Here is a 24086-nt window from a genome sequence, read left to right on the forward strand (position 1 = left end):
AAGAGCTACAACAAAGTGTGGTTTCAGTAGAGTTTGTATTCTATCGCGCCAAGAACTTAACAAAATGCTCAAACAACCCGACTCTAAATAACCGAGTCGATGTCGCTGAATTCTTGTAAATACGCCCTTTCACATCTAGTTCCATTACTGAGCAGTTATCCCAATGCGCCGCACTCTTACTGTAATCAAGCGTACCTAATGCTTGGCCTGCCGCTTTCAATTCGCTTAGCGAAGCTCCATTGCTAGCTAGTCGATGGATAGTCAAGCCTAATGCTTGCCAAATTTGAGGGGACAAATGATATCCAGAACGGTCTTTTACAAAAGAATCTTTCAGCGACTCAAGCCATGCGCTCATAAACGAAGATATTTTATCCATATAACCTTCAGATAGAGCTAAAGTAAGTTGCGTACCATCAGGTAACGTTACGTCTTTCGACATCTTACTGTATTCCTGCGTACCCATTCCCGCAACAGCACCGACAATCAACTTGAATAGGATATATTGCGTTGTTATGTAATGCTCTGACACTTTTACGTGTTTGGAGTTAAAATTTACACCACCATAAGATTCAATATCTGTGTCTTGTATTAGTTCTTCAATAAAAGGCTTTAAAGGGAAGTAATCATCAGGTAGCAAATTTTTCCCATTACTAAGGTGTGGAAGGCTTAATGGTGAATTGAAAATATTGCTGTTCTTGAATAATTCAATAACATGCTTAGCATCCATGCCGCGTTCGTTATCAAAAACAATACGCACTTCAACACTCTCCATTGCTAGACGTTGTCTTAGTTCGCTTCTCTGACTAGTCTCTTTAACACTTAGTCTTGAACTAAACAAAAATGTTTTTAGGCCAAAAAATTTGCAGATTGCAATCAATCCTAAAACGTTTTCGACAACGCATGTGTTAGATGAGTCATAACCTAATACAGAAGACTGTTTACTAGAAGCATTTGTAAGTTCAGGTCTACCGACAACAGCAAAAGTCAATGATAACGGCACACCAACTGTCCGCTCCATTACAATACTCTCTAGCTCTGCCTGTATTTGCTGAACCTTTTCAGCATTTTTTGAGTTAACAGCAGCATCGACAGCCCACGTCATTTCATTCAATAACGTACTTGTATTGAAGTATGCCCCAATTTCTATCATTGGCATCGTAGTGATGAGCGTTTTCTGTGTCCGCCCCTGTGACGTAACTAACATACCACTAATTTTTTTATCTGAAATTTTCAAAGAATTACATCCACTTACCGAGTAAATTTACTCTAATACAAAAATAAAGCTTGATCCGACAGCTATGTCGGATCAATACTATATAGGTACCTTAGAGTCATAGGTTATTAAATAGCGATTGTGCCACGATTGATAGGTGTTAGCATGAAAGATAAAACAAATAGTCAAAATATCAATGAGATATCAGATGATGACTTGGAAGACTCAATAGTAGATAGCTTGTTATTACGACGCGATGAAAAGAAAATAAATAGCTATTTGGGTAGCTCAAAGGCGTTGTTAAAAACAGCAGCATTACTGTCGTCTCAACAAATTGATGATATTTTTCAATCAAAGGCTCGTTATTATTCTGGTGTAAGAACTGTTCAAACAACGTTGAAGTGTATTGTTATTTATATCAGCCCTCAGCTTGCACGTGATATGTTGCAGTTTTCCCGCCGTGGTTTGATTAACTCTAGTCACGCAAACCGGAAAATAAGCAGAACAAGAGTAAAAATGTACGCAGATTCGATGAAGAACGGAAAATGGTGTCTTACGGGGGAACCCATTCTCATTTCTTTTGATGGTGAAATCCTTAATGGTCATCACCGCTTAGAAGCCTCGCATGAATCGAATACAGGCTTTATTACACCGATTATTTATGATGTGACGGACGATCTGTCCTTTGCAAATATAGATGTTGGTAATCTACGCTCTAGATCCCAAGTTCTAGAGATGTCGGGGGTTCAAGTTAACGCTCAAGTGTTATCTCGTGTAGCTATGCTATCAAAAGCATTTGGTATGACACCTAATCCTTATGCATTCCGGGGCACTCAAGGTACCTTGTTTCAACCATCAGAAATTCTTGCTTATGTAGAGGAAAATGAAGAATTAGCATTGTCTGTCGATTTTGTTTCTAAGATAGTAAAAAGACACAAACTTGAGAGCCAAGTGTCCGAGGCGATCTACGCTTTTGCCCATTACTTGATAAAACAAAAGATCAAAGCAAGCCTACTTAATGAAAATCTACCCATATCTCCAGAAACATACCTCACTCGAATTATTTCCTCATTGGGATTAGAATCTGAAGATGACATCGAATATCAAGTACGTAATTATCTTCAATCTTTGGTACATGAATCTACAAGCTACTCTTTGCTCTGTAAACTTTCAGCCATATTTAAGGGTTGGAACATGCATCTAGGCATCCCTGTCGCTGGCAACAAAGTTACTGTTCGTAGGGTCGTTAAATATCGAAAAGATAAAGATGGTAATAAAATACCTATGCCATCAGCCGGAAACATAAATGAGGCTTTTACAATCCCATGCATTAAAAAAGGGTCCATGCCCAAGAAAATATCGAAGCAAACAAGCGTAAAATTTGTAAATAAGTAATTGTATTAAGAGTCATTTTAAGTTTGTAGATTCCAGTCTGTCCGTATACATAACAGCATTCTGGGTAAAATAGTTAGTGTGTAGTGGTCAACTAAAATTGGCCACGGTTTTAGAATTTTCCCAATATAATCGTTCTGATTCATTGGGAGTTAGACCACCGTTATACTGATGTGGTCTGAGTTGGCAGTAATATCCAATGATGTAGCGAGTGATCTCTTATTGAGCCTCAGCAAAGCTACGATAACCCACCGTTGGCACCCATTCCGTTTTCAGACTTCTAAAGAAGCGCTCCATCGGCGCATTATCCCAGCAGTTTCCTCGACGAGATAAACTCTGCTTTATTTGAAAACGCCACAGTAATTGGCGGTATTTACGACTGGTATAGTGACTACCTTGATCGCTGTGGAACATGACACCTTTAGGCTTTCCACGAGACTCATAAGCCATCGAAAGAGTTTTGCCTGTTAGCCTTGAATCAGGTGATAACGACATCGACCAACCAATCACTTTACGGGCAAAAAGATCGATAACAACCGCTAAATACATCCACCGATTACCTGTCCAAATATACGTAACATCACCAGCCCAAACTTCATTTGGGGCGGTAACCGCAAACTGGCGACCTAAGTGATTTGGAATTTCAATGTGTTCTTGTGAAGCCTTTCTGTAACGATGTTTTGGCTCTTGGCAACTCACTAAACCAAGAGTTCTCATCAGTTTTTTTGCTCGGTAACGACTCAACTTTACGCCCTGATTTGTGACTATATCTGCAATGGTTCTCGCTCCCGCAGAGCCATTACTTGCAGCGTGAGCCTCACTGACTAAGCTACGCAATTTTACTGTTTCAGCATTAATTACCGTTGGGCGTTTAAGCCAATAGTGATAACTACTTCGATGAACATTGAAGACTTCGCATAATGTTTTTACGCTGTAGCTCTGCTTGAGTTTCTTGATTATCAAGAATTGTTCAGTGAGTCCGACATCAACAGAGCCGTGGCTTTTTTTAATATTTCATTATGCTCTTCAAGGCGAGCCAGCTTCTTTTTTAATTCCCGAATTTCTATTTGCTCAGGAGTCATAGGTGAAGCTTTCGGTGCTTTCCCTTGGCGTTCTTCTCTAAGCTGGCGAACCCATTTATCCATCGTAGATTTACCTACATTCATGGCTTGAGCAGCTTCAGCTACGGAGTAGTTTTGATCGAGCACTAACTGTGCCGCTTCCAGTTTGAATTCGGCACTAAACAGTCGTCTTGTACGTTTTGTCATAATGTCACCTATTAACTTATGAGGTGATGATATCACCTCTAACTAAGTGACCAAATTCACTATGCCACTACACAGCGACCTACTAGGAATAGGTTACATTGAACACAAATCCGTATAATTTCCTTAACCTCCAACGTAATCGATGGGTTGTAGTGTGGGATTGTGCCTAGCATACGCTGAAATTGTACTTATTTAGGATGAACAGGAATCATTGACTTCACGTTGTATAGAAAATTTGTCCAGCCTTCAGACCCTCCCGAAACAATCCAACCAGTTAATACGACATCAATACTATCAAACAGCATGACATGTAATGGACTAGCAAACTGACTAGAGTCTTCGAGACCACCGAGTACTCTCACGGCACCGACGGACGCTAGGCTACATCCAACTAGTAGAGAAGCAACTAAGCACATTCTTCCCGTCTCTGCTGAATAGTCATTGACTACACTAGTCCAGACTCTAACTCTATCTTTCAAGGCCTCGTCTGTTGGGTTCATCGCTAGGTCGTCTTGTGCTCTTGTTAATTCATTTAAATACTCAGTTGAAGTACGTCTTCTAAATGTTCGTTTAAAGGCTTCAATAATCCTCTCATTAATTAGAATAATAAAACCAATAAACGTTATATGTGCCATGAACGTATTTTCTGAAATCATTCCTAGGTCAGTAGACATCGTTGTTAGCCCAAAGTGACTAGCAACCATTGCAATAACAAAGAATACCGCTGACAACTTTATTATGCTGTACAAATATTTGTTTCTTGTATTGTTCTCAAGCTTGCTTATGAGTTCAGTCTTAGTTGTCATATCAGGTATTTCCTCAGCCAACTCTTTGTCTGCAACGTGAGTTGTTCTTTAGTTCAATCTGCTTAGGTTTTTTTACACGTATCTTCAATAGTTCGAAAATAGCCGGATTATAGTAACTCTCATCTTCTCCCTCGAGTGTTTGTATTAGAGAATCTATTGTTCTTCTCGATTGAGATAATGTTTTTGCTGTAGATTCATCCTTGTTACTCATAACCCATAGGTCGTAAGAGTTTACTCTATTGAAAAATATTAGCTTCCATAGGTAGTCAGGAGTATTTGGTAAACCGTGGCTTACAGAGTAGTAATCATTAGTTATGTCGTTGCCGTATATTACACCAGCATAAATGGTGAGTGGGCCATACGACTTTTCATCTCGAAAACATTCCGTTAGAGATTCCGTTTTTTTCCAAGCTCCATTTCTATTGAATGAAGTTGCCTGAGGAACCATGTTTACCATCACGTTAGTTTCTAATGCGTCTACGTAGCTATCGTCAAAATGGTCAATCGCAATTAGATGTCCTACATCATAGCCTTTATGATGCGATGCATATGTGCTATCAGACGACTGTTGACACCCAAGCTCATTTGCCGTTGGATCTAGGAAATAGTTTCGGTTCGACGTATCTACTGAGCCAGTATCTGGCCCTAGTTCTGCTGTTGCAAGAATAGCTCCTCTCTGTCTACATGCCAGCCAAACATCAAACCGTTTATAGCTGCAATATGCAATGTCGTTTTTGGCTGCTTTATAGCAATTAGCATATGAACTAGAGCTAAAACCAACGATAGCTACTGCTAATATAAAATGTATCAAGTTAATGTCGCTCCACTCAGTTACTGACATGTAGATATCTAGTTAGCTATTGATATAGTTTCCCTCGAAAAGCTAGTTTAGATGCAAAAAAATACAAATATCGTTTCACATTATTGTGTTTGGTGTCTGATTTATCAGATCAAATTGCATATAGCTTAAAAAATCTCCTATATTCATACTTGTTACATTCAACTGAGAGAAAGAAAACACTATCACCCGTAATTCTCATTGCACGTCTTATGGTAAAAAGGAAGGTATTATGACAATGTCTTGGTCTGAACTAATAAGTACAGTCGGTGGTCAATTAGATGATTTCAAAACTGAAAACGGTTACTCACTATTAGACCCAATTGACATTAATGCTTTCGAAGCAGTCAATGCTGCCGATTTTAGTCAACATGTAAACTTCAAAAAACTACAACTCGAGAAGAACCTTAGTGAAGCAATTTCGCTACTGGACAGGTGTACAGATAGCCGAAAATTAGCCTACGACATACAAGAGAGTTTTTTTAGAACGGTATTATCTACTTATAAACAAAGAAAGATACATGAGGAAACTTTAAAAGAAATAAACAAAGGTCTTTTTACCATCAATCATGAGTCCAGCAAACTTGAATTAGAGACAGTAACTCAGCGCAAAGTTTTTATTGAGCAGTTGATAGGAAATTATACCGGTAGCACAGACACTATCGAGTACGAGAACTTAAGATTCGAAAGTGAAACAATTCAAGCGAAGATTGAATTACACAAATCCCAACAAATATTGGAAGAAGTTCGCAAAAGTACAATCGAAGCTAAATACAATACAGAGCTAGACGCTCAGAAAGTAATTAACGGTAGGATGGCGATGGATGGCTCCCCTACAAATTACAAAAAAAGGTTCGATTCAATCAAAGAGCAGTTCGATGTCGACCTAGCTGGTGCATATCGCCGCTTATTATCTGTTAGAGATGCGGTCACTCCGATATATGGGATTAATTTCAACCAACAAAATGAACTAAGCTTACCGGATTTCCCAAACATTACGCCGACATCAGTAGATAGCCTCGATAAGTTGAAATCTTGGACACGTCAATTAGTCTTAGTTTTGCAACAGCGGCTTATATCCGACCAAGATATCGTGATTCGTGTTTCGATTAAAAATGACTGCACTATAAAAAAATTAAGCACTGAAACAGGAGGCTGGGATCCAAGCTCTATAGGGAGCGGCCTAATTCAATTCGAAATGCCTGACAATTTATTTAGTGGATTAGACTACGTCCGTATGAGAGGAGTCTCGGTTGGAAGTAGTAAAAAGTCGTGGCGTGTTAAAATTGAACCGCCTTCTATGTCAGTTGATGACGACGATAGAAGTATATATTTAGGTAGGGTATTACCTTTTGGAAACGACGGTAAAGGCGGTAAGGACCAAGTATTTCGCGGCTCTGCGCTGCACAATGTCGACCCGAAAACAGGTATGTGGAAACTTCAAGTGATAGGAAATTCGTTAGATAGCAATTCTCCCTTTAGCGATACTGAGGAGGCTGATTTTTATCTCGACCTCTACCTATCAGCAATTGTGGGTGAGCAGTAATGACTCAATTTCTAGACGAATACAGAAAATCGCTAACCAAATCTCAGCTGTTTCTAACAAACATTACTGAACAACCGATTCAGACTCCCGATCGATGTCGGTTAGTGGGTGAGACAATAAAAGCCAGTCCTCCACACAAAGGCCCTACAATAAGCGCTAATACAAGGGGGCCTCAAATAGAATACAGCGAAACCGAACTAGAACTAATATCAAGGCAAGACGAATATAAAGCCGCTCAGGTGTACTTTGGACCTATGTGGAATGTTGTTACTGAGATAGTTACAGGCGGAACGAAAACTCAGAAAACCCTTTTAGACTATGCAATTGATCTCTTTAAGGGCAAAGCGAAGGAACAAGTAGATGAATATATATTAGATAATCTAGTCAAACCGGGAGAAAATACGTCAAAAGAACAAGAAGCAACTCCAGCCTCTCCCGTAAATCAAGAGGAACATGCACCCAGTTTAAAACCTGACCTAGCAAGGGAAGTCATCATTGAGAAACCTGATAGTCGCTTTCATATATCCGAAGCGTTTGAATATACTCGACCAGAACCTACACCTATGCGAGGAGACCTGATTGGGGGAGGCAAACAGATGTACGCTTAACAGATATAGTCTAAAAAAGGGGCATTAGTTAATTTTTGAAAGCTATCTGTACCCAACTCGGCCTGCTCTATCAGTTGCCTTCTTTACGATAAGATATTTCTCAAATAGTATTACCGTACGGCTACTTTTCCCATACTGATTTGACATCCTCAATGTTTTTATGAAATGTGTTAATCACTCGTTCCTATTAGTCTTTATTCATTGGATCCAAATCAACCAAGTAAACGTTACTTAGTGGGACTAAAGGCAAAGTAGACAAGAAATTAGCCAAGGTTAAGGGTTATGAATTGGATGAAAACGTCATATAGCTAACTATAAAATATTTTTCCAACGAGTGATTACGCTTAGATCGGAATTAGCACTGTATTCGCTTTCGGGAAAAGCATTTAAAGTCGAAAAACTTTGCTTATTGTCCATCGTTGTCCACGAATGGACAACGATGGAATGCCATTGATTCTAGTTACTTTCTTTCTATTTAGAATTGTGGTGGTGGACTACTTGCAAGAGAGTCTTGAGTTGCATCATCTTCGTTAGTATTCGTACTAAAAGGTAATGAAGGACGTCTAAGCGTTTTATCGTAGTTTAATCTCATACTCATATCTGCATGACAAAAACCTAAATTAACGAGCATTTTGTTCTCTCTGGCTGAGAACCCGTCTAATTGAGTCCCTAGGTTAGCAAGGTGCTTATACTGTTCAGCTTTTCTATCGGACAACAGTGGATCGATAGCTTGGAAGTTTTTCACATCACTAGATATAGACCAATAACCACCATTATATTCGCCAGTAATGTAATTACGCATCAGTGTTCGTTTGCGTAATGCCCTTTGCTGATTAATCATAATGTCAGTCATTCTGAGGGATAAACCAAACTTACTTTTTATTGTCTTTAGCCACCCTTCCCATGGTACAGGAAGCAGTGCCCCTGCATCACAACAGAATACTGAATCATACTCTCTGTCAGCACCATGCTTCCATATCATCTCTAACCCCATATTGTCATAGAGACCACCATCACATAAGTTTAAGCACTCACGAAACTTTGTAATTTGTTCTGAAGGGAGGCGACTATATTGTGTGTCACTCCAAGTCCAAGCTCTTCCGTATAACCTTATTGGTGCTAAAAATGGAGGAAATCCACTAGATATCGATATAGCTTGCGCCAACGTAATACCGTGTTCTGAAGCGGAACCGATATTATAATCTCGAATTTCATGCTTTGAGATTCTAACGCTTGCACCAGTATCGAGGTTTGTACCATAAAAAATAAATTCTGGAGCTAAATGGTGATCAGGGATGTCACAAAGACGGGTTCCACCGAACAACAAATTTTCATATTTCTTACGAACTTCATTTACAGCTGTTGTTGTTGGGTTGAGTGTGTGCAGTATTATCCTAGCTTTACAAGTGATAGTTAAAGAACAAAATTCAAGGAGGGGGGCTGCTATTACTTCTTCAAAGTTAGTTGCGCGATAACGCCCTTGAGCACCATCTACTTCTTCAAACGTAAGGTCGCCCCACTTAAGCATTAATAAACCTGCGGCAATAGAACCACCAGATACAGAAGTTATCGTATCGAGGCTCGTCAACAACCCATCCTCATTCATCCTCCATAGAGAGCCCAACGCATAAAGTGTGGCTCTAAAGCCACCGCCTGATAAAGCCAAACCTTTTTTGGATCTGTTACTCACTATCTAACACCTTCTCGTAAACTTTGGTTTCATTCTCTCCAACGATCATTTGGTACGCAGGTAGCCCGTCTTCTGATAAATTAATTGCTAGATTAGTGAGCTGTTCGATATCAAGTGTGCTCATACGAGCGGATGCGCCTCTCGGGTGACTGTGCCATTCACCAATATAACCCACATTATTAGCTGTGCGATTAGCAACCTCATCTAACTTTTCTAAAATACCGTTCGTTCCTCTTTGAAATGAAGTAGGAGTGCCAATACTATCGTCTGGAGCAGGTAATGCATCAACGATATAAACAACCTTATGAGTCATGTCATGATACCCAATCAAAATACCTCCAGTTTCATTGGGTAAACTTAGAGCTCTTAATTCTCTGATGCGCTCTTCAATACCCTCGTCCCAGTACACTTTAAACTTATTAAGAGTGTGATTGTTGATCGTGATACTTTTACGAGCGACAGCCCTATAAGATGAACGCTCTCCTGTTTCAATGTCATCATGCCAAATCATAATAATTGGCTCATCTTGATTACTAGCTTTAATGATGTGTTCCGATAACAAGGATGAACAAGCCATAACCCGTGAGTGAGACATAACAAATGAATTGTCACGACAACTTACACCTGAACGAAACTGATCAGGTTTACTTACAAGGTACTTATCGCCAATAGGTTTATTGATTATGACTCTATAATATTGTGCTTCTAATGAAGAAAGGCGCACCTTCCTTTTCTTGTCCTCGACAAGTAATACTGCACCGCTACCACTCGGAATGAAAAATGCAGATATATGCCTAGGGCCGTATCCATTTTGACTAATGGCCCGCGGGTAGCTTAAAGATGCACTAGCATCAATCACAATGTCTGATTGACTTAGATATTCTTTAACTTGTGGTGTCTCGAATTTTTTTGCATCGATATTGATGCCAGTTAACTTACAGTCTTGAAAATAACTTGAATAATGGTCAGCGACGACCTCAGCCTTATTCTGTCCAATAGCTGTTGGGGGAATAACGTGTCGAGTAAAATTATGTGGTCGAAAGGAGTCTTCATCAACAACAGTCCATGACCCCCAACCTGCTTTCACCCAAAAATCTAATAGAGCTCCTCCTAACGCCCCAGCCCCGATAATTGTTCCTTTGCCAAATGGTTTTATAATGCCGGACTGAAGACGACGTTCTTCTGCCCCCGCTTTTTTTAGGCATTCCATGAATTCAATGTTTAGACCAACCTCATCACTATTCATTGGTAGCAATTTACCGAGGGCATTTGTTCTGACTAGATTAGTGATTTCGTTAGTTACCTCAAATTTAACGGCTAATTCAGCTAATGATTCAAGGGCGATGATAGCCATCGTTTGACGAGCTTCTACTGGGCCATTGGAAGAACGTTGCATTGGGAAAGTTAGAATGAAAGCTGTAGTATCTATGTCTAAACGATATGCTCCAGAATTTATAGCTTCCAACAATTGTTCTCGTATTAGCTGCACAAGTTCAACTCCCAACGGTTTCAGTAGGTCATTGAGCTTTGATATCGTGTTTACATTCCTATTAACAATCCCGTGAACAACAGAAGGGGTTGTAATGGTCACAACATTTATTGATACGTCATATCGATAAGGGCTTTGCTTTTCCCAATCTGTTACAATAAAAGCTCCCCCTTCTACTTTGTCTTTTTTTTCATACGCTACCGCGTTTAATTGTCTTCCATGGTTTTGAGCACGATCGTAATCATACGGTAGGACAAGTGTTAATCGTGGATTGAAAAATAGTTGTTCAATACCTTGGTCATCAGGATGTAATTTACCCAGAGATGCCTGTGTTAACCACCAGTTAGTACGCTTCAAATGCTTTTCAGCTGTCCATGACGCTGCGACTACATCTGTTGGGTCGAGGTATAAGCAGAGAGATTTGGCTGCATCTTCAGACGGACTGTTCTGATGCATAGTAATAGGAAAGTCTTTGCGAAGGGCATAAGTTGACGGTAATTCACTTTCTTTGTCAAATGCGTAAACGATGCGCTCTTGATAGCAGATACCGACCGAGTTTCTAGAGGGCACGTCGTCGTTACAAACATCTACAGTAATAAATTCCACTCTTTTACCTGCGGAAACTCTTGCACGTAGATCAATGAGTGTAGTGTTACGGCCTTTAGCAACTGCTTTGATCATGGAAATGGAGCCGGATAACTCCACTTTTTTCTGATCAATTTCATCTGCTTCAATAGGAAAGAAATCAGCCATGGAAATTATCCCGCGCGCGTTGGAGTCGCAGCAGCAGTAGTTAGCGCTGCTGTCATCTTGCAACTTTTTTTCGATAAGCCTGAAGAAGTGAATTCTATAATTACAGGCTTAGGCTTAGTTTTACTCTCATTTTCCATCGTGACGATTAAGCTACGTCCACCAACATCACGCAGATATCGTTCATAGCAACGTTTTGCTTGTAAATGAGGTGGTTGAGTTGAACTTAATGCTTCAGAAGTTGATTCATTAAAATAATTACTTGAACAGATCAAATAGGCATCTTTATTACCTGATAAAAGAAGTTCTGCGACCTTTTCTGTAGGTTCTGTTTCGTTATCGCCCTTTTCATCCGAAAGAGCGAGGTAGCTACAGTGATGAGGGATATTCAACAGATCCCAACGTAAACGATCTTCATTATTGTAGTATTGAGTAATAGAAACGATGTCCTCTAAAACCTCCCATTCTGAATCACCAATTGCGAGATAATCATAAACCTCACCTCCTTCATTAAATCTAATATTGAAGATAAGAGAGGCCTGATTACGTATTTTCTTTACGTCTTTTCCTGACTCTTCACAGTGCGCCATAAACGGTGAGTGAACAAAGAATTCGACGTTGTCACGTTCGAGCGAAAATGTATCAACCACAGTGCCTGCATCAACAATAAAATCAGAGAATTCATTGATGTTCATCTGCCAGCTCTCGATTAACTTTACTAGTTCGTCCGGTTGTGAAAATACACGTATCCCGTTCTTGTTCTTTAATCGATAACGAGCCTCTGAGCGCCATATAGCAAACTCTGAGGAAAGATTATCTCTATCAACAGATTCCAGTAACATCGCGGCAGGAACCCAAAGTTGCTCAATCTTAATACGGCCTTCGCCTTGATATTTATTGGCATGTTCTAGGTAAAAAAATTCTGTACTTCCCTCGATATGATCTTTATCTGCATGCGTAAAAGCTAGTACCTCAAGGCAATCTTTATTAGCCTCTTCGAATGTTTTCTTAATATCGGTAGCTATGTCGAATTGAGGTTTTGAGCTATCAGTAGCAAGATTATGCTGTCGATAGTCCATTAAAATATGCTTCCCATTTTGTAAGGTAATTAGACTTGAATCCCCATTACCGACGGGATAAAACTTAACTGTAGCCATGCCATGTCCTTATTGTTAGTTTTGTTATTAGATCGATTTCATATAACTTGCGATACACAATATATGTCCAATCAATCTAAAAGACAACACAATATGTAGTGGTTATGATTGTGGGGAGGTTTTGTGAGTTCTATGTTGATGACTGGTTAATTCGAATGGGTGAGAACAAAAAATATTGTAATCTAGTTGATAGATCATGGCTCTATACTGCCATAACCAGAGCAAAGGTTAGTGTGCATATTGTTGGAGCTAAAGAGACATTTTTACATGCGATAAACAGTGGTAACAAAGGACACAAGCGACAAACATATCTAAGACAATTGATCCATAAAACGAGAGCGCGGAGATCTGCGGGTAACTAACGTTCAATCAGGTTAAATATATTAGTTTTATGCGCACGCATAAACCCATCAAGCACAAGTTTTAGGCGGGTTTCGGTTAAGATAAACATGAGCTTTCCAATTTTGGGAACTAGTATGAGCGCAGTTAGCTGTAAATGGCAAAGAAAACTCCCCCACCATCTTTGCCTCGAAACTAAAATGAATACGAACGCTCTTATTTGTCATGACTTAGAACGTTACTTTCGGTCTGCATCGTTGCTACAAGCAGATAGATTTTAACCAGAGACACACCACACTAGTTGTGTAAACATCAAATGAAGTGAAAGAAAAAGCTCAGAGGTTTCAATTTATAATCCTTAAGAATCGTTGTTTAATCCTTTTGCATATAAGAACGATAAATCCTATTGATCTTTCTTTCCATTGACAGTGTTTCGCGAGGGGCTTGCTCATCATCAAATGGTATTCCGTAATCTAAGTTCAAGCTATGGCGCTGACTGCCCGATACAATATTCCAACTACCCTCACGTGTAAAAACAGATTTTAAGAGTTGGTGTAGTAAATCCAAATTTGGAGCGACACAAAACTCCATTAATGAACAAGAAACGCCTTTACTATGATGGTATTTTACCCAATCAAACTTTGAACGCTCATTACCATCGGCTAGTGATATTAAGTCAAATTTCGTATTCAAAATACGCAGCAAACTTTCATTGATAGCTTGATATCTAGATCTACGATTTTTCGTAACCCTTGGGTTTGTAAGCGACAATACATCTCTCGTATCAAATTCAACCACCCCTCCACGATTGGCTCTTTTTTTGTCCATAATCAAAAGAAGCCCGACAAAAACATCTAGATCTGCGAACATCATCACTGGACATGTTCCGGTAGAGCGAATCGCAGTATACTCAAAGCGAAACCTAGGGTTATCTTCATTGGGAATTGAAACGTCATAAATCAGTTCATGAAAAGAACTGGGAACTAGGTTATGTGGTAATCGCCATATCATCGCCTCTAAAATCGACGCTGGTGAACTCCTATAACCCGCAAAATGACGGTGGGTTACTTTGTGACCATAGATATCTTTTACTTGGCATGTTGAATCGAGAGCTGCCTGTTTATAAGGGGTTGTATCAGGAAGCATGTTCTTAAAAGAGGTTAAAGCTAGTGGATACGTTGAACATAACCTTGGGCTTTCGAGTGTCATTGACATGTAGTTCTCAAAAAGTCGCGTATATTCACAGTTAATGATAATACTGTCAACATCAATACTAAAATCAAGATAAACAGTCGACTAAAGGCTGCTACTACTTACGAGAAAAGATACTTTACTTAATTGAGCAAGATAATTATCGTCGAAGTACCAGTGGTTACTTAAAATATACTGGTTTCATACGGTTGAAAAGGAAGCCCCGAAGGGGAAAGGTGACACTGTTAGGTGTGTGTGCCAAGCTAGAGCGTGGCACCGCAATGAAATTTCGCCCACAGCCGGAAGGCTTAGGAAAAACGTCAATGGGACAGCTATAATCAACATTACTATTGAAGTAACTGTGAAGCACTTAAAAAGCGCCTTGCACAGATGTCACCGTTCAAAAGGAATATACACTAACTGTAACCAAATAACAACTCTTTGTTTTCCATCAGGTTTTCAAGAACTTTTTCCTTGTCCCAACAAATAAACCAAGTATTAGAAATCAAAGTTTGATACAGCTCTTCAGATTCATCCTCCGGCAATTCCCTTTTGAACATGTCTTTTTCAAACTTTTTCGCCCAGTTGCGTTTTCGTCTGCCATCTATGTATGGGCAAGACATAGAATCCAAAAACAAGTAACAAATTCTTGCGTCAAATCTTATACGTGAAAGATCGCCTAGTCTTTTACCTATCTCTTTAGTTATTGTGTCAATGAATCGGCTATATTCCTCGACATCACCAGCATAATACAATGCTGTCATAATATGGAAGTAATCGCAGCAGTCTTCACTTGTTAAATACTCTGTAGAGGTCGAACGGAGTCCTTCAATATTAAATACATTAGAGAATGCTGAATTTGTAAGAAGGTAGTGATCACCCATCACTTTTGATATACATAAAATATTTGAAAATTCAATTGGTACAAATGCATTCACATTTGAGGCCATGTTATTAAATGTACCACTAGAGAAAAATGACTCTATCTGGTTGCTTATCTCCAAAGCCAACATATCTATATCTTCGTCATGGTTTTCAAGGAAGAACTTATAGATTGAATAGCAGGCCTTACTGACCTTCAAACTATTTGATGAATTAGGAGATATATTAAACAAGTGGAATGATATATCAAGCAAGGTTAATAGCGCATTTTTTTGAGAAGAAAAATCCGATGAAATAAATTCTTCAGATTTTATTATAGAGTTTATCTTGTTCTCAATAGCTGCGATTGAATAATTACACATAACAACATAAGCATCTTGGTCTTGATAAGATGCTGCCATTATTCTATCGATAAATTTCCTTTTAACAACATTAGGTTTTTTTATAAGCGAAAGCTTTTGGCTATCACTTTTCCCGAATATTAAATCGAACAACCAACCGATAGCATCTAGAGTATCAATCTTAGCTCTCGTTATGTTAGTAATAAAAGGTCTATTTCTCTTGATAAACTTTTTTTCATTGAGGTGAAGCTTATAAAATCTTAGTTTTGATTCTATTTTCGATATAATCAAGTCAAGATCAGATGTACTATTACCAAATATGAAGTAATCATCTACATACCGACGAATTGAGTAATCACTTCCATGTTTCAGTTGAGATTTCTCTTCCAATTCATACTCTACATCTGAGTCGATTGCTTGCATTATTGTTTCAGCAAAGATACGGCTAACTTCATTCCCTATTACGATGCCGTTAGTCTCATTATAATTAGACCTCTGCATTAATTTATCGAAAAAAGAAGAGTAATCACTTTTTTCTCTACTTTCTTTCGCAAAATCCTTGCTCTTTAGCGCCCATGATATCGAATGTGTATAGATGCTATCAAAAAATTTTGAAATATCAATGGACCAAAAATGGTTAAACTTCCTTTCGAGTAGAAGAAACTCTCTCGAATCAAAGAATTTATTAAGCTTACTATAACTACCATAGCTTAGAAAAGTTGATGGTTGATGAATATTAGAAGTGTTACTTTTTTGTCTCTTGAGATAATAACATGAAGATATTGAGATAGGTTTTCGTATAGAATAAGAGCTCTTTTTGCAAGAGTGTATAATTCTATCTGAAAATATTCTATAAAGTTCTATTGCTTGTGTTTGGCTTGAAGGGTGAAGTAAACCAAGGTGTCTTGTACCACCATTCGATTTGAGTATAGAGTACTTAATAGGAACAAAATCTTTATTTGGATCTTTGCATATAAACAAATGCTCAACTATTTTACGCTTCAGTTCTGAAGATGAGCCTAAATCAAAATCTGAAATATGTTCATAAAACCAATTGTTCGAAAATATAACAGGCACATCAAGTGGCGCAGTTTCAGAAAGAAGAACTCTGTTATAGTCCCCTTTTTTTAACGTTTTTTTCATACTATATCCAAGCCTGCTTGATTTCTTTAAAATCTTTATATGAAAATTTGCAGAATCTCTTTTCGTTAAATCCATCAAAGAAAGATATCTTTGAAAGTATGTATCTATCTTTGTAACTGATTTTTTTTCTAATTCGTTTACTTAAGTTACTTTTATTACCAAATAATAAGCTTTTGTAAAAGTTATCAATTTTACGTATCTTATCTGGATTAGATGTATATTTATAATTGAAATATATTCCTGATAAAACCTGACTTTTATCTGATGCATTCACTAAAGGGTAATTCTTAGATAGAAAATCTAATCTTTTCCTCAATATAGAAAGCTTTTCGTCCAATGGTTTGTTACTGGATATAAACTTACAGAAAGAGCTTATTATTCTTTTCTTTATTTTTTCGATCTTTTCATCAGACACTTCCACTTCTAATATTCGCCTACCAACTTTCAACTTGGTGCCTATTTCATTTTCAATGGATTTCACTTTAAACTGATAACCAAGAAAGTCAAAATCCTCAATTATTTCAGAGTCTTCAGATGTCTTTTTTATCTTTTTGTAAGTTACTTTAGGACCATGTTTATGGAACTCTAGTCCTTTTGGGAACGGAGCATCCGATATAAATTCAGCCAATTTATTTTTTGTTACGCTCGGTGTAGATAGGATTATGATGTCATCAACAAATCTACTGTAAAATAAAATTCCCTTTTTTGAGCTTAAACAAGTATCAAAATCAGACATCATTAATTCTGACAGTGTAGAACTTATACCCATACCTCTTGGTAACCCCTCTACACCGAGAAGATTTAGCTCTTTAAATAAGTTATCTAATGTAAACAATGTCTTTCTTGACAACTTTGCATCTGATTTTAACTTATGAATAATACTATTTCGGTCGAAAGACTCATAGAATGACTTTACATCTAATCGATGTACAGTGAATCCATAAGAATCTTTAAGATGTGATATTAGGAGCCGTATAGTTACATCTCGGTCGATACATTTTGTTTTATATCGATAACTAATATTATTAATAAGTAGGTTATTGACTAGCAGTGACTCTGGTGTAGATAAAGTGTACGCCCTCTTGCCTTTAACAGACGTAGTACTGATTGAACCAGTCCACTCACACCCTGTTTGAACTTTCTTATATGCGTTTGTACAAACTTTGTTAAGTTTGTCATTATTCTTGAAATCTTCGATTTTTATCAGATTTTTGTACTTCACACATTTTCTAAAATGTCTCGGGATATATGCTAGCTCATTCATTGATATCAGGTATTTATGCAACGGAGCAACTAGTATACCTCATGCACATCATACCTTCTATAGCAGACAGCTATCAATGAAGCTGCTATTCCTATGTATTCTATACAGATAATATCGATTTCTTACTTCCAATAAATTACGGGACGATACAAATACAGGATTACTTAAGCAATGTCGGTTGCTTTCGTTGTGCTCCTCAAAACATGGGATATGTGTAAGTTACCCCAGAAGGGTGTACAGTATCATTACAGGTGCAATGAAGTATTCCCACTGCAATTGGCCTTGAGAGTGAGTCTCATAGTTCATGAAGTTGAAATGCTGATATGTCACGCGACAGTATAAAAGGAGCTAATTTATGAACTAAATTTAGGTTCATGAGTACAAGTTCGTTACTTCTTTGACGGTAAGTGACTAAAATAACGTCAATTATAAGCATTTACTCACTCACGCACCTGCCCACAACCCAGAATTGTTAAATGTGTTGGGGTAATACTTAGGTTCATAACTTTGAATTGCGTAGTTTTTTTAGGTTCATGATTATTAGTATTCGTGATTACTATAGAGCGCCCTTATGTGGACGTTTGTTGTAATACTTTACCTTCTTTCTCGTCTAGGGATTAGGTCTTGTTTCCTACTCTTCTTGGGTGTCGGCTAACATGACCACTTTCACACTGTGCCGAGTCTTTGCCTCAAAGCTAATCCAAAGATTCTGAAGGAAACACTCACCAAAGCCTTGGGCTTTGGTGCTCAAGCCACTTTTCTGGATACATATAAACGTAGTCACCCCAAACCTGCCTAGCGGATTCAAACTCAATTCGGCATTTTTTCTCATGTCTAATACTATCTGCTTGTGCTGCTCTCAAAACATCCACATCACTAAGTTTGACACTATGCTTTTTACTGAAAAACCAGCAAGATACAAATATGTCATCGGTACTCGCACAGCGATACTTTCCATTCTCTAGGCGTACATAACCATTGGCTTTGTTAGGCTGAGAGTTATGTCTTATAGTCGTATCGCTTAACTGCCTAACAGGCTTTTGAGTATCAAATATACATAGGTAGATTTTTCCATGTTCAACGATTAGCTCTAACGATGATTTCCATCCAAGGCACCTCTGGCTAGGATGGGGTCTGTCATATTCATCTGTAACTTCAAACATTTGAGAACGTGTTGAATCAGAAATTAACCCCGCCGATGCTGTTCCTAATACGATACAGCCATCAGAACCCTGACCATCTATACCAAAATCAATCACACTAGCTCGCTCTATTGAGCCGTAATAAAGGAGTACGTAGTATGTATATCCATCTTCAACTAGGTGTAATTTGTATCCATAATTTTTCTTTGATCGATTTGTATTTTCAACGTAGTCTCTTGCTACTGATAAAAGGTTTTGTCCGTCATGGGTTTTGACGTTTTTACGCTCTAGTTCAACATAATCAACCAATAGCAACTCATAACCAATCACCTCAACTTTCAAATATGCAGGAGCAGTAAGCGTAGCCTCAAACACTTCTTCAACTTTTAGGCTGTCTCTATACTTAATTTTTTGACTTACACTATCGAAATCACTCACCAAACAGTTAGCATCGTTATATATGCCATTTTGTCTGACCCTTAAATAGTCACCAACACTCACGTGTCGGATGTTATTCATACAAAGATCAAAAAAATCGCTCTCTTTTGATGGTTTAACGATCACTCTTGGGTTGTTTCGATTGGACCTAGTGTTATTCGATTCATTATTGGGGAATAGCTCGCTATGAAAACTCGCACCACTTTCCTTAAACGCTCGTTCAGCTAACCCCTGAAGTGGATTTATTTCCGGGACTACTTTATCGGAAGGTAAACTGGACTGCTGCATTTGCATTGAGTCGGTCTCGCTATCAATTTCAGGTAGAGTCTCGTTTTGTTCTGTATCACATTTAGTTACTAAATCATCCAAGCTTGTGTCTGATACCTTATTATTTTGTGTGTTGACTATCCCGTCGACTTGGGATGTTTTCTTGTCTTTAACGAACAATTTTAGTATTTGATGGAAGTACATTTTATTCAATACCTAAGTCTATTTGTACCGTAGGGCCACATCATCGCACTAGTAGTTACTTTGTTTCAGAAAAAAGGTGACAAGCTTAACCAAATCTTGGCTCTTGCACTTAATAAGTAGAAACTTGCACTTTTCTGCAAACTCCTCATTCGGGATAGTGACACCAGAGCGAATGACACCATGTACCTTGTCGTAATCTTCATTGTGAATAGATAATAGCAAATGAGATTCCCAAGCTTCTGAGGCTTGCTCTTGTAGTTCCGTGGCTGCTTTTATTTCTCTTTTCGCCTCATTGCGAGCAAACATTTCACAAGCTTCATTGAGAACCTTCGCTTCATCAACAATCGATTCAGCTCTAAGCTGTATATAAATGCTTTCACATTTATTTGTATCGCCTTCAGATAACCCACGAGCTTTAGTCCACAAACCTTTGCGTATTTCTCCAACACTCAGTTCATCAGCAACTAGCTCATATACCCATTCTTCGATTATTCTTTTCTTTGAACTTCTATTCTTAGTAAAAAATCGCATCGATTACCCGTTACGTCACTCTTTAATAATATGCTGCACTTTATCAACTCTGCGTGTGTCGTTCTAGGTCAACACACTCAAAACGTAATTATCTGACACTAAGGCGTTTTTGTCCCATTCAGTTCTTCTTATTGAGATTTGATATCGACTGGAGACACCCGTGTACCATCTCTTTCATAGAAACTGTGAATCATGATTATAAGTAGCTGCTCTACATTAATATCAAGGTAGTCTGAGTCGTGTTTTATCTTGTTATATAGTTCCTCTGAGACCTTAGTTTTCAACATTTTTTCTTTTGAAAACAAATCAATTGAATCAAGATAACTGCCAGAGATGAGACCACCCAAACCAAGTATTGCAGCTAATGGAGCGCCAAAAGCCGTCCCTGCCATTGCTATACCAACACCACCTAAAGAAGCCCCTATAATAGTACCAACGGTTCCCAAACCTAATTTACCACCATTATTCATGGCACACTCTTTCCATATAGATAGCCATTCTTGCATGAATTCACTGTTGCTTCGGCACGACAGCACCAGCTCTTTGATGCTTTGAATTTCGTGTTTTTTCAGTAAACTACTTAGCAACTGAATCGTACTTTGATACTTCCTATCAATAGAGTTAGACATAATCGAGTTCTAAATACGTCAAATGGAGATGTAAAAGGAACATGCTGAAACGCCCTTATGTGGACGCTATTTGTAAGACTTTCCTTTTCAGCAAGGGATTAGGTATTGTTTCCCTGCTCTTCTTGGATTTCGGATAACAACACAACTTTCGCAAGGATGCTGAGGGTAACTACTGATAACTTCTTCATCACTGAGCTTCTGTGTATTTAAATGTTTTGTAGAATGGGTACATTATTGCTGCGATGACTCCGACGGCTGAGCCGATTGTCGCAAATGCCTCACCGAACCAAGATGCGTTCAGGTCATGGAACACTGCGATGTTAAAGAAGATACAAATAACCATCGTAATCGACCACATACAAAAGGTCATTGCCGCTCCGATGAATATAGCTACTCCGCTTTTCTTCTTTATGGCTTCCATTACGCTTCCCATGCTTTTAGTTTCATCATTACACCCCAAGCCAGAATCACCCCAACTGCCATTAGTGCGATCCCGCCCTCAGGGTAAATCAGGAACGGTGCGAACGCTGTTACTTGCATCATCAGGTAGTTGCGTAGATGTTTAAATTTCATTATCGTAATCCATACATGTTCTTAAGTTGACTGTTAGTTGCTGTATAGCCCGTTGCGGTCACTTCGTGACCGAAAACTGTTACTGTCCGGCTTCGCTTGAATATATTGTCAAGGTTCGCTCGATCACGACCTTTCTGTGGCATGTATGCAATAGTGTCATTGCTGCACCAGTAGCTCATCGTTATCCACTCCCCACTAACTTCAATCGGCAGCGTGTTCCAGTTTCCTTTCTTGGTTTCGTTACAAATTTCTTCATGCTTATTGTTGTCTAACCAACGAACGAAGATTGGCGTGATGAAGTAGACGTCCCCGTACGCTTGATACACTTGACGAGTAATCAGGGTGTCCATCTTCAGGCTATCAGCTTCGTCCCCGAATTTGGTCGCCAGTGGAGCTGTCGCCCAGCCCTCGTCCGTATCAATTTCCCAAATTTTTTGCTCTGATGCATGTACGTTTGACCCGAAAAGACTTAAACTTGCCAGTGCGATTGCTTTGAGTTTCATTGCCGCTCCATGTGGAAAAGTTATGTTTTATTGTATGGTTTTTGTATATAACGAATGGTAATTCGCATTATTCGTTTGTGTTATAGCCCTTCAAAACTAGGGGGTTAGACATATCTCTTGTTTGTTACTAATTGTTTCTAATACGGTTTGTTCGTCACGTCCAATATTCGTCCTGCTCTCTACTCCGTTCACTGTGGTAGCACTCCACTCAAATAATTGTCCGGTCTCGTTGAGATATACCAACCACCGTATGGTTTGTGATTATTAAAAAGGACATCCTTATTGAGAACGTCCTCGTTAGTTGGCGGCCACCATTACTCTTTTCTTCACCTAATTGTTACACCTATTCGATGTCACGATATTCTGGCCAGAAAAACCAACAAAAGTAGCGTATCCGTCAATTCAAAGCCCAACTTTGTGTTGGTAGATAAAACTGATTCTAGGTTAGCTTGTCTTTGTTGCCTCTCTTTATCACTTATCGTTGAGTTTCCTTTACACTTAAAAGTGACGTTGTAGCGTTTGAATCGAAATCGAGCTACTCGATTTTGCGCCGCTGTAAGTAATTCGAATTTTGCTTGGTACTGTGAGTGGTAATAGAGAAACTGAAAGGAAAATGGAATTCACAATGGCTGCTCAAAGATATCGTCGAGATAGTAGTTTGAAATACAGTACATTAATTGTTTTTCGCAGTGCGTTAAGCCGATAAGTGATTACCGAGTTGGTGAACTGCGCTACTTCAGAGAAGACAATTACGATATGAAACGTTGCGTTAAATACATATTAGTAAGAAAAAGGTTCATGAACCTAGAAACTGAAGTTGAACGAAATTTGAGCGGAGAATTGACAGTTCATGAAGTAAATTGAGGTTCATGAGTTGGAAAAGTTTTGGCTTGAACAATAAAACATATAGGCAACAAGTGCTTAGCGCTAATTTTGGAGCATCTTCATTCATGAACACCGTTGAAACCCAGAATTGTTAAATTGAATTTGGTGTTTATAAGGCAGGTATCTTTATGTGATGCCCTGCCTTTATTTGTTGTCGATATTCTCTGATTTATACTGTGTATTTAACCATAATGGTTATTTACCATAAAATACCTAATATCCAGTGATAATAATCTTCGATTTTAACCCTGGTATTAGTTAGAGATTAACCGCCAGCGAATTTAACTTTGTAGCCTTTCTTTTCAAGATGCGCTTTGATCTTGTCGCGTGCGTCGCCTTGAATTTCGATGTTGCCATCTTTTACTGAGCCGCCACAGCCACATACTTTCTTAAGTTCTGCTGCCATGAGTTTTAATGGTGCGTCATCTAGGTCTAAGCCAGTTACGACAGAAACGCCTTTGCCTTTACGGCCTTTGGTTTCTTTTTGGATTCGAATAATCCCATCGCCTTTGGGACGTTGGACTTTCTCTTCTTCAGGCTTAATACGACCTGTTTCTGTTGAATATACTAGGCTCATAATTTACTTCTTTTGTTGCTCTGCTTTTTGTTTTGCGAGTAAGTAAGCTTCTATATGACGTTGAATCGCAATTTTGCCGCCTTTAATTAGGCGACCATTAAACATGCAATACCACGCATTAGGCTCACCGGTGTCATTCTTGATTTGGTAGCCGTTGAAGTTTTCGGTCGAACCACCAGTTCCTCTCGACTTATTTAACGCAGTGAATTCTTTTGGATCAATAATAGATGCGGTTTCAATCCACCAATCAATACTCTTCTTAACGGCAGCTAGGTTGCCTTGAATAACATTATTTTTTAACTTCGCACGCCAAACCGTGTTAGTGGCATCCGTCGATTGAAGATGGATGCTTCGGTAAATTGAATTAGCCATATCTATTGATCATCTTTTTGTTTTCGCTGCATTAATCATAAGTATACT

Annotated in this window: 20 protein-coding genes and 1 pseudogene; 3 read left to right on the forward strand and 18 right to left on the reverse strand. The window is 38.6% G+C overall.

Annotation, left to right across the window (positions count from 1 at the left end; all coding sequences use genetic code 11):
- Positions 1–40 precede the first annotated feature (40 nt).
- Positions 41–1156 (reverse strand): hypothetical protein, encoded by a 1116-nt coding sequence (locus tag OCV12_RS22035; RefSeq protein ID WP_390904574.1) that lies wholly within the window; start codon positions 1154–1156, stop codon positions 41–43.
- 222 nt (positions 1157–1378) lie between these two features.
- Here OCV12_RS22035 and OCV12_RS22040 point away from each other — a divergent pair, with 222 nt between their 5' ends.
- Positions 1379–2608 carry a chromosome partitioning protein ParB gene (locus OCV12_RS22040; protein ID WP_261886156.1) on the forward strand — a complete coding sequence of 410 codons (1230 nt, stop codon included), beginning with the start codon at positions 1379–1381 and terminating at the stop codon, positions 2606–2608.
- Between the two features lie 87 nt (positions 2609–2695).
- On the opposite strand, the pseudogene OCV12_RS22045 reads toward OCV12_RS22040, so the two are convergent.
- The 3 genes and pseudogenes from OCV12_RS22045 to OCV12_RS22055 all read right to left on the reverse strand — a co-directional run bounded on the left by OCV12_RS22045 (position 2696) and on the right by OCV12_RS22055 (position 5520).
- Positions 2696–3873 (reverse strand): annotated as a pseudogene (locus OCV12_RS22045) (IS3 family transposase).
- Positions 3874–4061: 188 nt separating this feature from the next.
- Positions 4062–4679: a hypothetical protein gene (locus OCV12_RS22050; RefSeq protein WP_261886157.1), complete on the reverse strand. Its 618-nt coding sequence runs from the start codon at positions 4677–4679 to the stop codon at positions 4062–4064.
- 13 nt (positions 4680–4692) lie between these two features.
- On the reverse strand, positions 4693–5520 hold the full coding sequence (locus tag OCV12_RS22055) for a DNA/RNA non-specific endonuclease (RefSeq protein ID WP_261886158.1): 828 nt from the start codon (positions 5518–5520) through the stop codon (positions 4693–4695).
- A 229-nt stretch (positions 5521–5749) separates the two neighbouring features.
- On the opposite strand from OCV12_RS22055, the gene OCV12_RS22060 reads away from it, so the two are divergent.
- Positions 5750–7063: a hypothetical protein gene (locus tag OCV12_RS22060; protein WP_261886159.1), complete on the forward strand. Its 1314-nt coding sequence runs from the start codon at positions 5750–5752 to the stop codon at positions 7061–7063.
- Entirely contained in the window at positions 7063–7671 is a 609-nt protein-coding gene (locus OCV12_RS22065) for a hypothetical protein (protein WP_261886160.1), read from the forward strand. Before OCV12_RS22060 ends, OCV12_RS22065 begins: the two co-directional genes overlap by 1 nt.
- Before the next feature lie 475 nt (positions 7672–8146).
- On the opposite strand, the gene OCV12_RS22070 is transcribed toward OCV12_RS22065, so the two are convergent.
- The 14 genes from OCV12_RS22070 to OCV12_RS22135 all read right to left on the reverse strand — a co-directional run bounded on the left by OCV12_RS22070 (position 8147) and on the right by OCV12_RS22135 (position 24038).
- Positions 8147–9361 (reverse strand): patatin-like phospholipase family protein, encoded by a 1215-nt coding sequence (locus OCV12_RS22070; protein WP_261886161.1) that lies wholly within the window; start codon positions 9359–9361, stop codon positions 8147–8149.
- Positions 9354–11603, reverse strand: coding sequence for a ThiF family adenylyltransferase (locus OCV12_RS22075; protein ID WP_261886162.1), 2250 nt, complete (start codon positions 11601–11603; stop codon positions 9354–9356). Before OCV12_RS22075 ends, OCV12_RS22070 begins: the two co-directional genes overlap by 8 nt.
- Before the next feature lie 5 nt (positions 11604–11608).
- Positions 11609–12757 (reverse strand): ComEC/Rec2 family competence protein, encoded by a 1149-nt coding sequence (locus tag OCV12_RS22080; protein WP_261886163.1) that lies wholly within the window; start codon positions 12755–12757, stop codon positions 11609–11611.
- A gap of 711 nt (positions 12758–13468) precedes the next feature.
- Complete coding sequence (locus tag OCV12_RS22085) at positions 13469–14311, reverse strand: hypothetical protein (protein WP_261886164.1); 843 nt, start codon at positions 14309–14311, stop codon at positions 13469–13471.
- 392 nt (positions 14312–14703) lie between these two features.
- The gene (gene drt3b / locus OCV12_RS22090; protein WP_261886165.1) at positions 14704–16653 is read right to left on the reverse strand and encodes an antiviral reverse transcriptase Drt3b; all 1950 of its coding nucleotides are present in this window, start codon (positions 16651–16653) and stop codon (positions 14704–14706) included.
- A gap of 1 nt (position 16654) precedes the next feature.
- Positions 16655–17917: an antiviral reverse transcriptase Drt3a gene (gene drt3a / locus OCV12_RS22095; protein WP_261886166.1), complete on the reverse strand. Its 1263-nt coding sequence runs from the start codon at positions 17915–17917 to the stop codon at positions 16655–16657.
- Positions 17918–18639: 722 nt separating this feature from the next.
- Positions 18640–19968, reverse strand: coding sequence for a hypothetical protein (locus tag OCV12_RS22100; RefSeq protein WP_261886167.1), 1329 nt, complete (start codon positions 19966–19968; stop codon positions 18640–18642).
- Positions 19969–20016: 48 nt separating this feature from the next.
- Complete coding sequence (locus OCV12_RS22105) at positions 20017–20499, reverse strand: hypothetical protein (RefSeq protein ID WP_261886168.1); 483 nt, start codon at positions 20497–20499, stop codon at positions 20017–20019.
- A 128-nt stretch (positions 20500–20627) separates the two neighbouring features.
- Complete coding sequence (locus OCV12_RS22110; protein ID WP_261886169.1) at positions 20628–21128, reverse strand: hypothetical protein; 501 nt, start codon at positions 21126–21128, stop codon at positions 20628–20630.
- Between the two features lie 187 nt (positions 21129–21315).
- Positions 21316–21549, reverse strand: a complete 234-nt coding sequence (locus OCV12_RS22115; protein WP_261886170.1) for a hypothetical protein — start codon at positions 21547–21549, stop codon at positions 21316–21318.
- Positions 21549–21701 (reverse strand): hypothetical protein, encoded by a 153-nt coding sequence (locus OCV12_RS22120; RefSeq protein WP_261886171.1) that lies wholly within the window; start codon positions 21699–21701, stop codon positions 21549–21551. The genes OCV12_RS22115 and OCV12_RS22120 overlap by 1 nt, the downstream gene beginning before the upstream one ends.
- Positions 21701–22204 carry a hypothetical protein gene (locus tag OCV12_RS22125; RefSeq protein ID WP_261886172.1) on the reverse strand — a complete coding sequence of 168 codons (504 nt, stop codon included), beginning with the start codon at positions 22202–22204 and terminating at the stop codon, positions 21701–21703. The genes OCV12_RS22120 and OCV12_RS22125 overlap by 1 nt, the downstream gene beginning before the upstream one ends.
- 1150 nt (positions 22205–23354) lie before the next feature.
- Positions 23355–23666 carry a stress response translation initiation inhibitor YciH gene (yciH, locus tag OCV12_RS22130; RefSeq protein ID WP_261886173.1) on the reverse strand — a complete coding sequence of 104 codons (312 nt, stop codon included), beginning with the start codon at positions 23664–23666 and terminating at the stop codon, positions 23355–23357.
- Positions 23667–23669: 3 nt separating this feature from the next.
- Positions 23670–24038, reverse strand: a complete 369-nt coding sequence (locus tag OCV12_RS22135; RefSeq protein ID WP_102383143.1) for a DUF3319 domain-containing protein — start codon at positions 24036–24038, stop codon at positions 23670–23672.
- Positions 24039–24086 lie beyond the last annotated feature (48 nt).

The organism is Vibrio pomeroyi, from assembly GCF_024347595.1.
GTDB classification, from domain to species: domain Bacteria; phylum Pseudomonadota; class Gammaproteobacteria; order Enterobacterales; family Vibrionaceae; genus Vibrio; species Vibrio pomeroyi.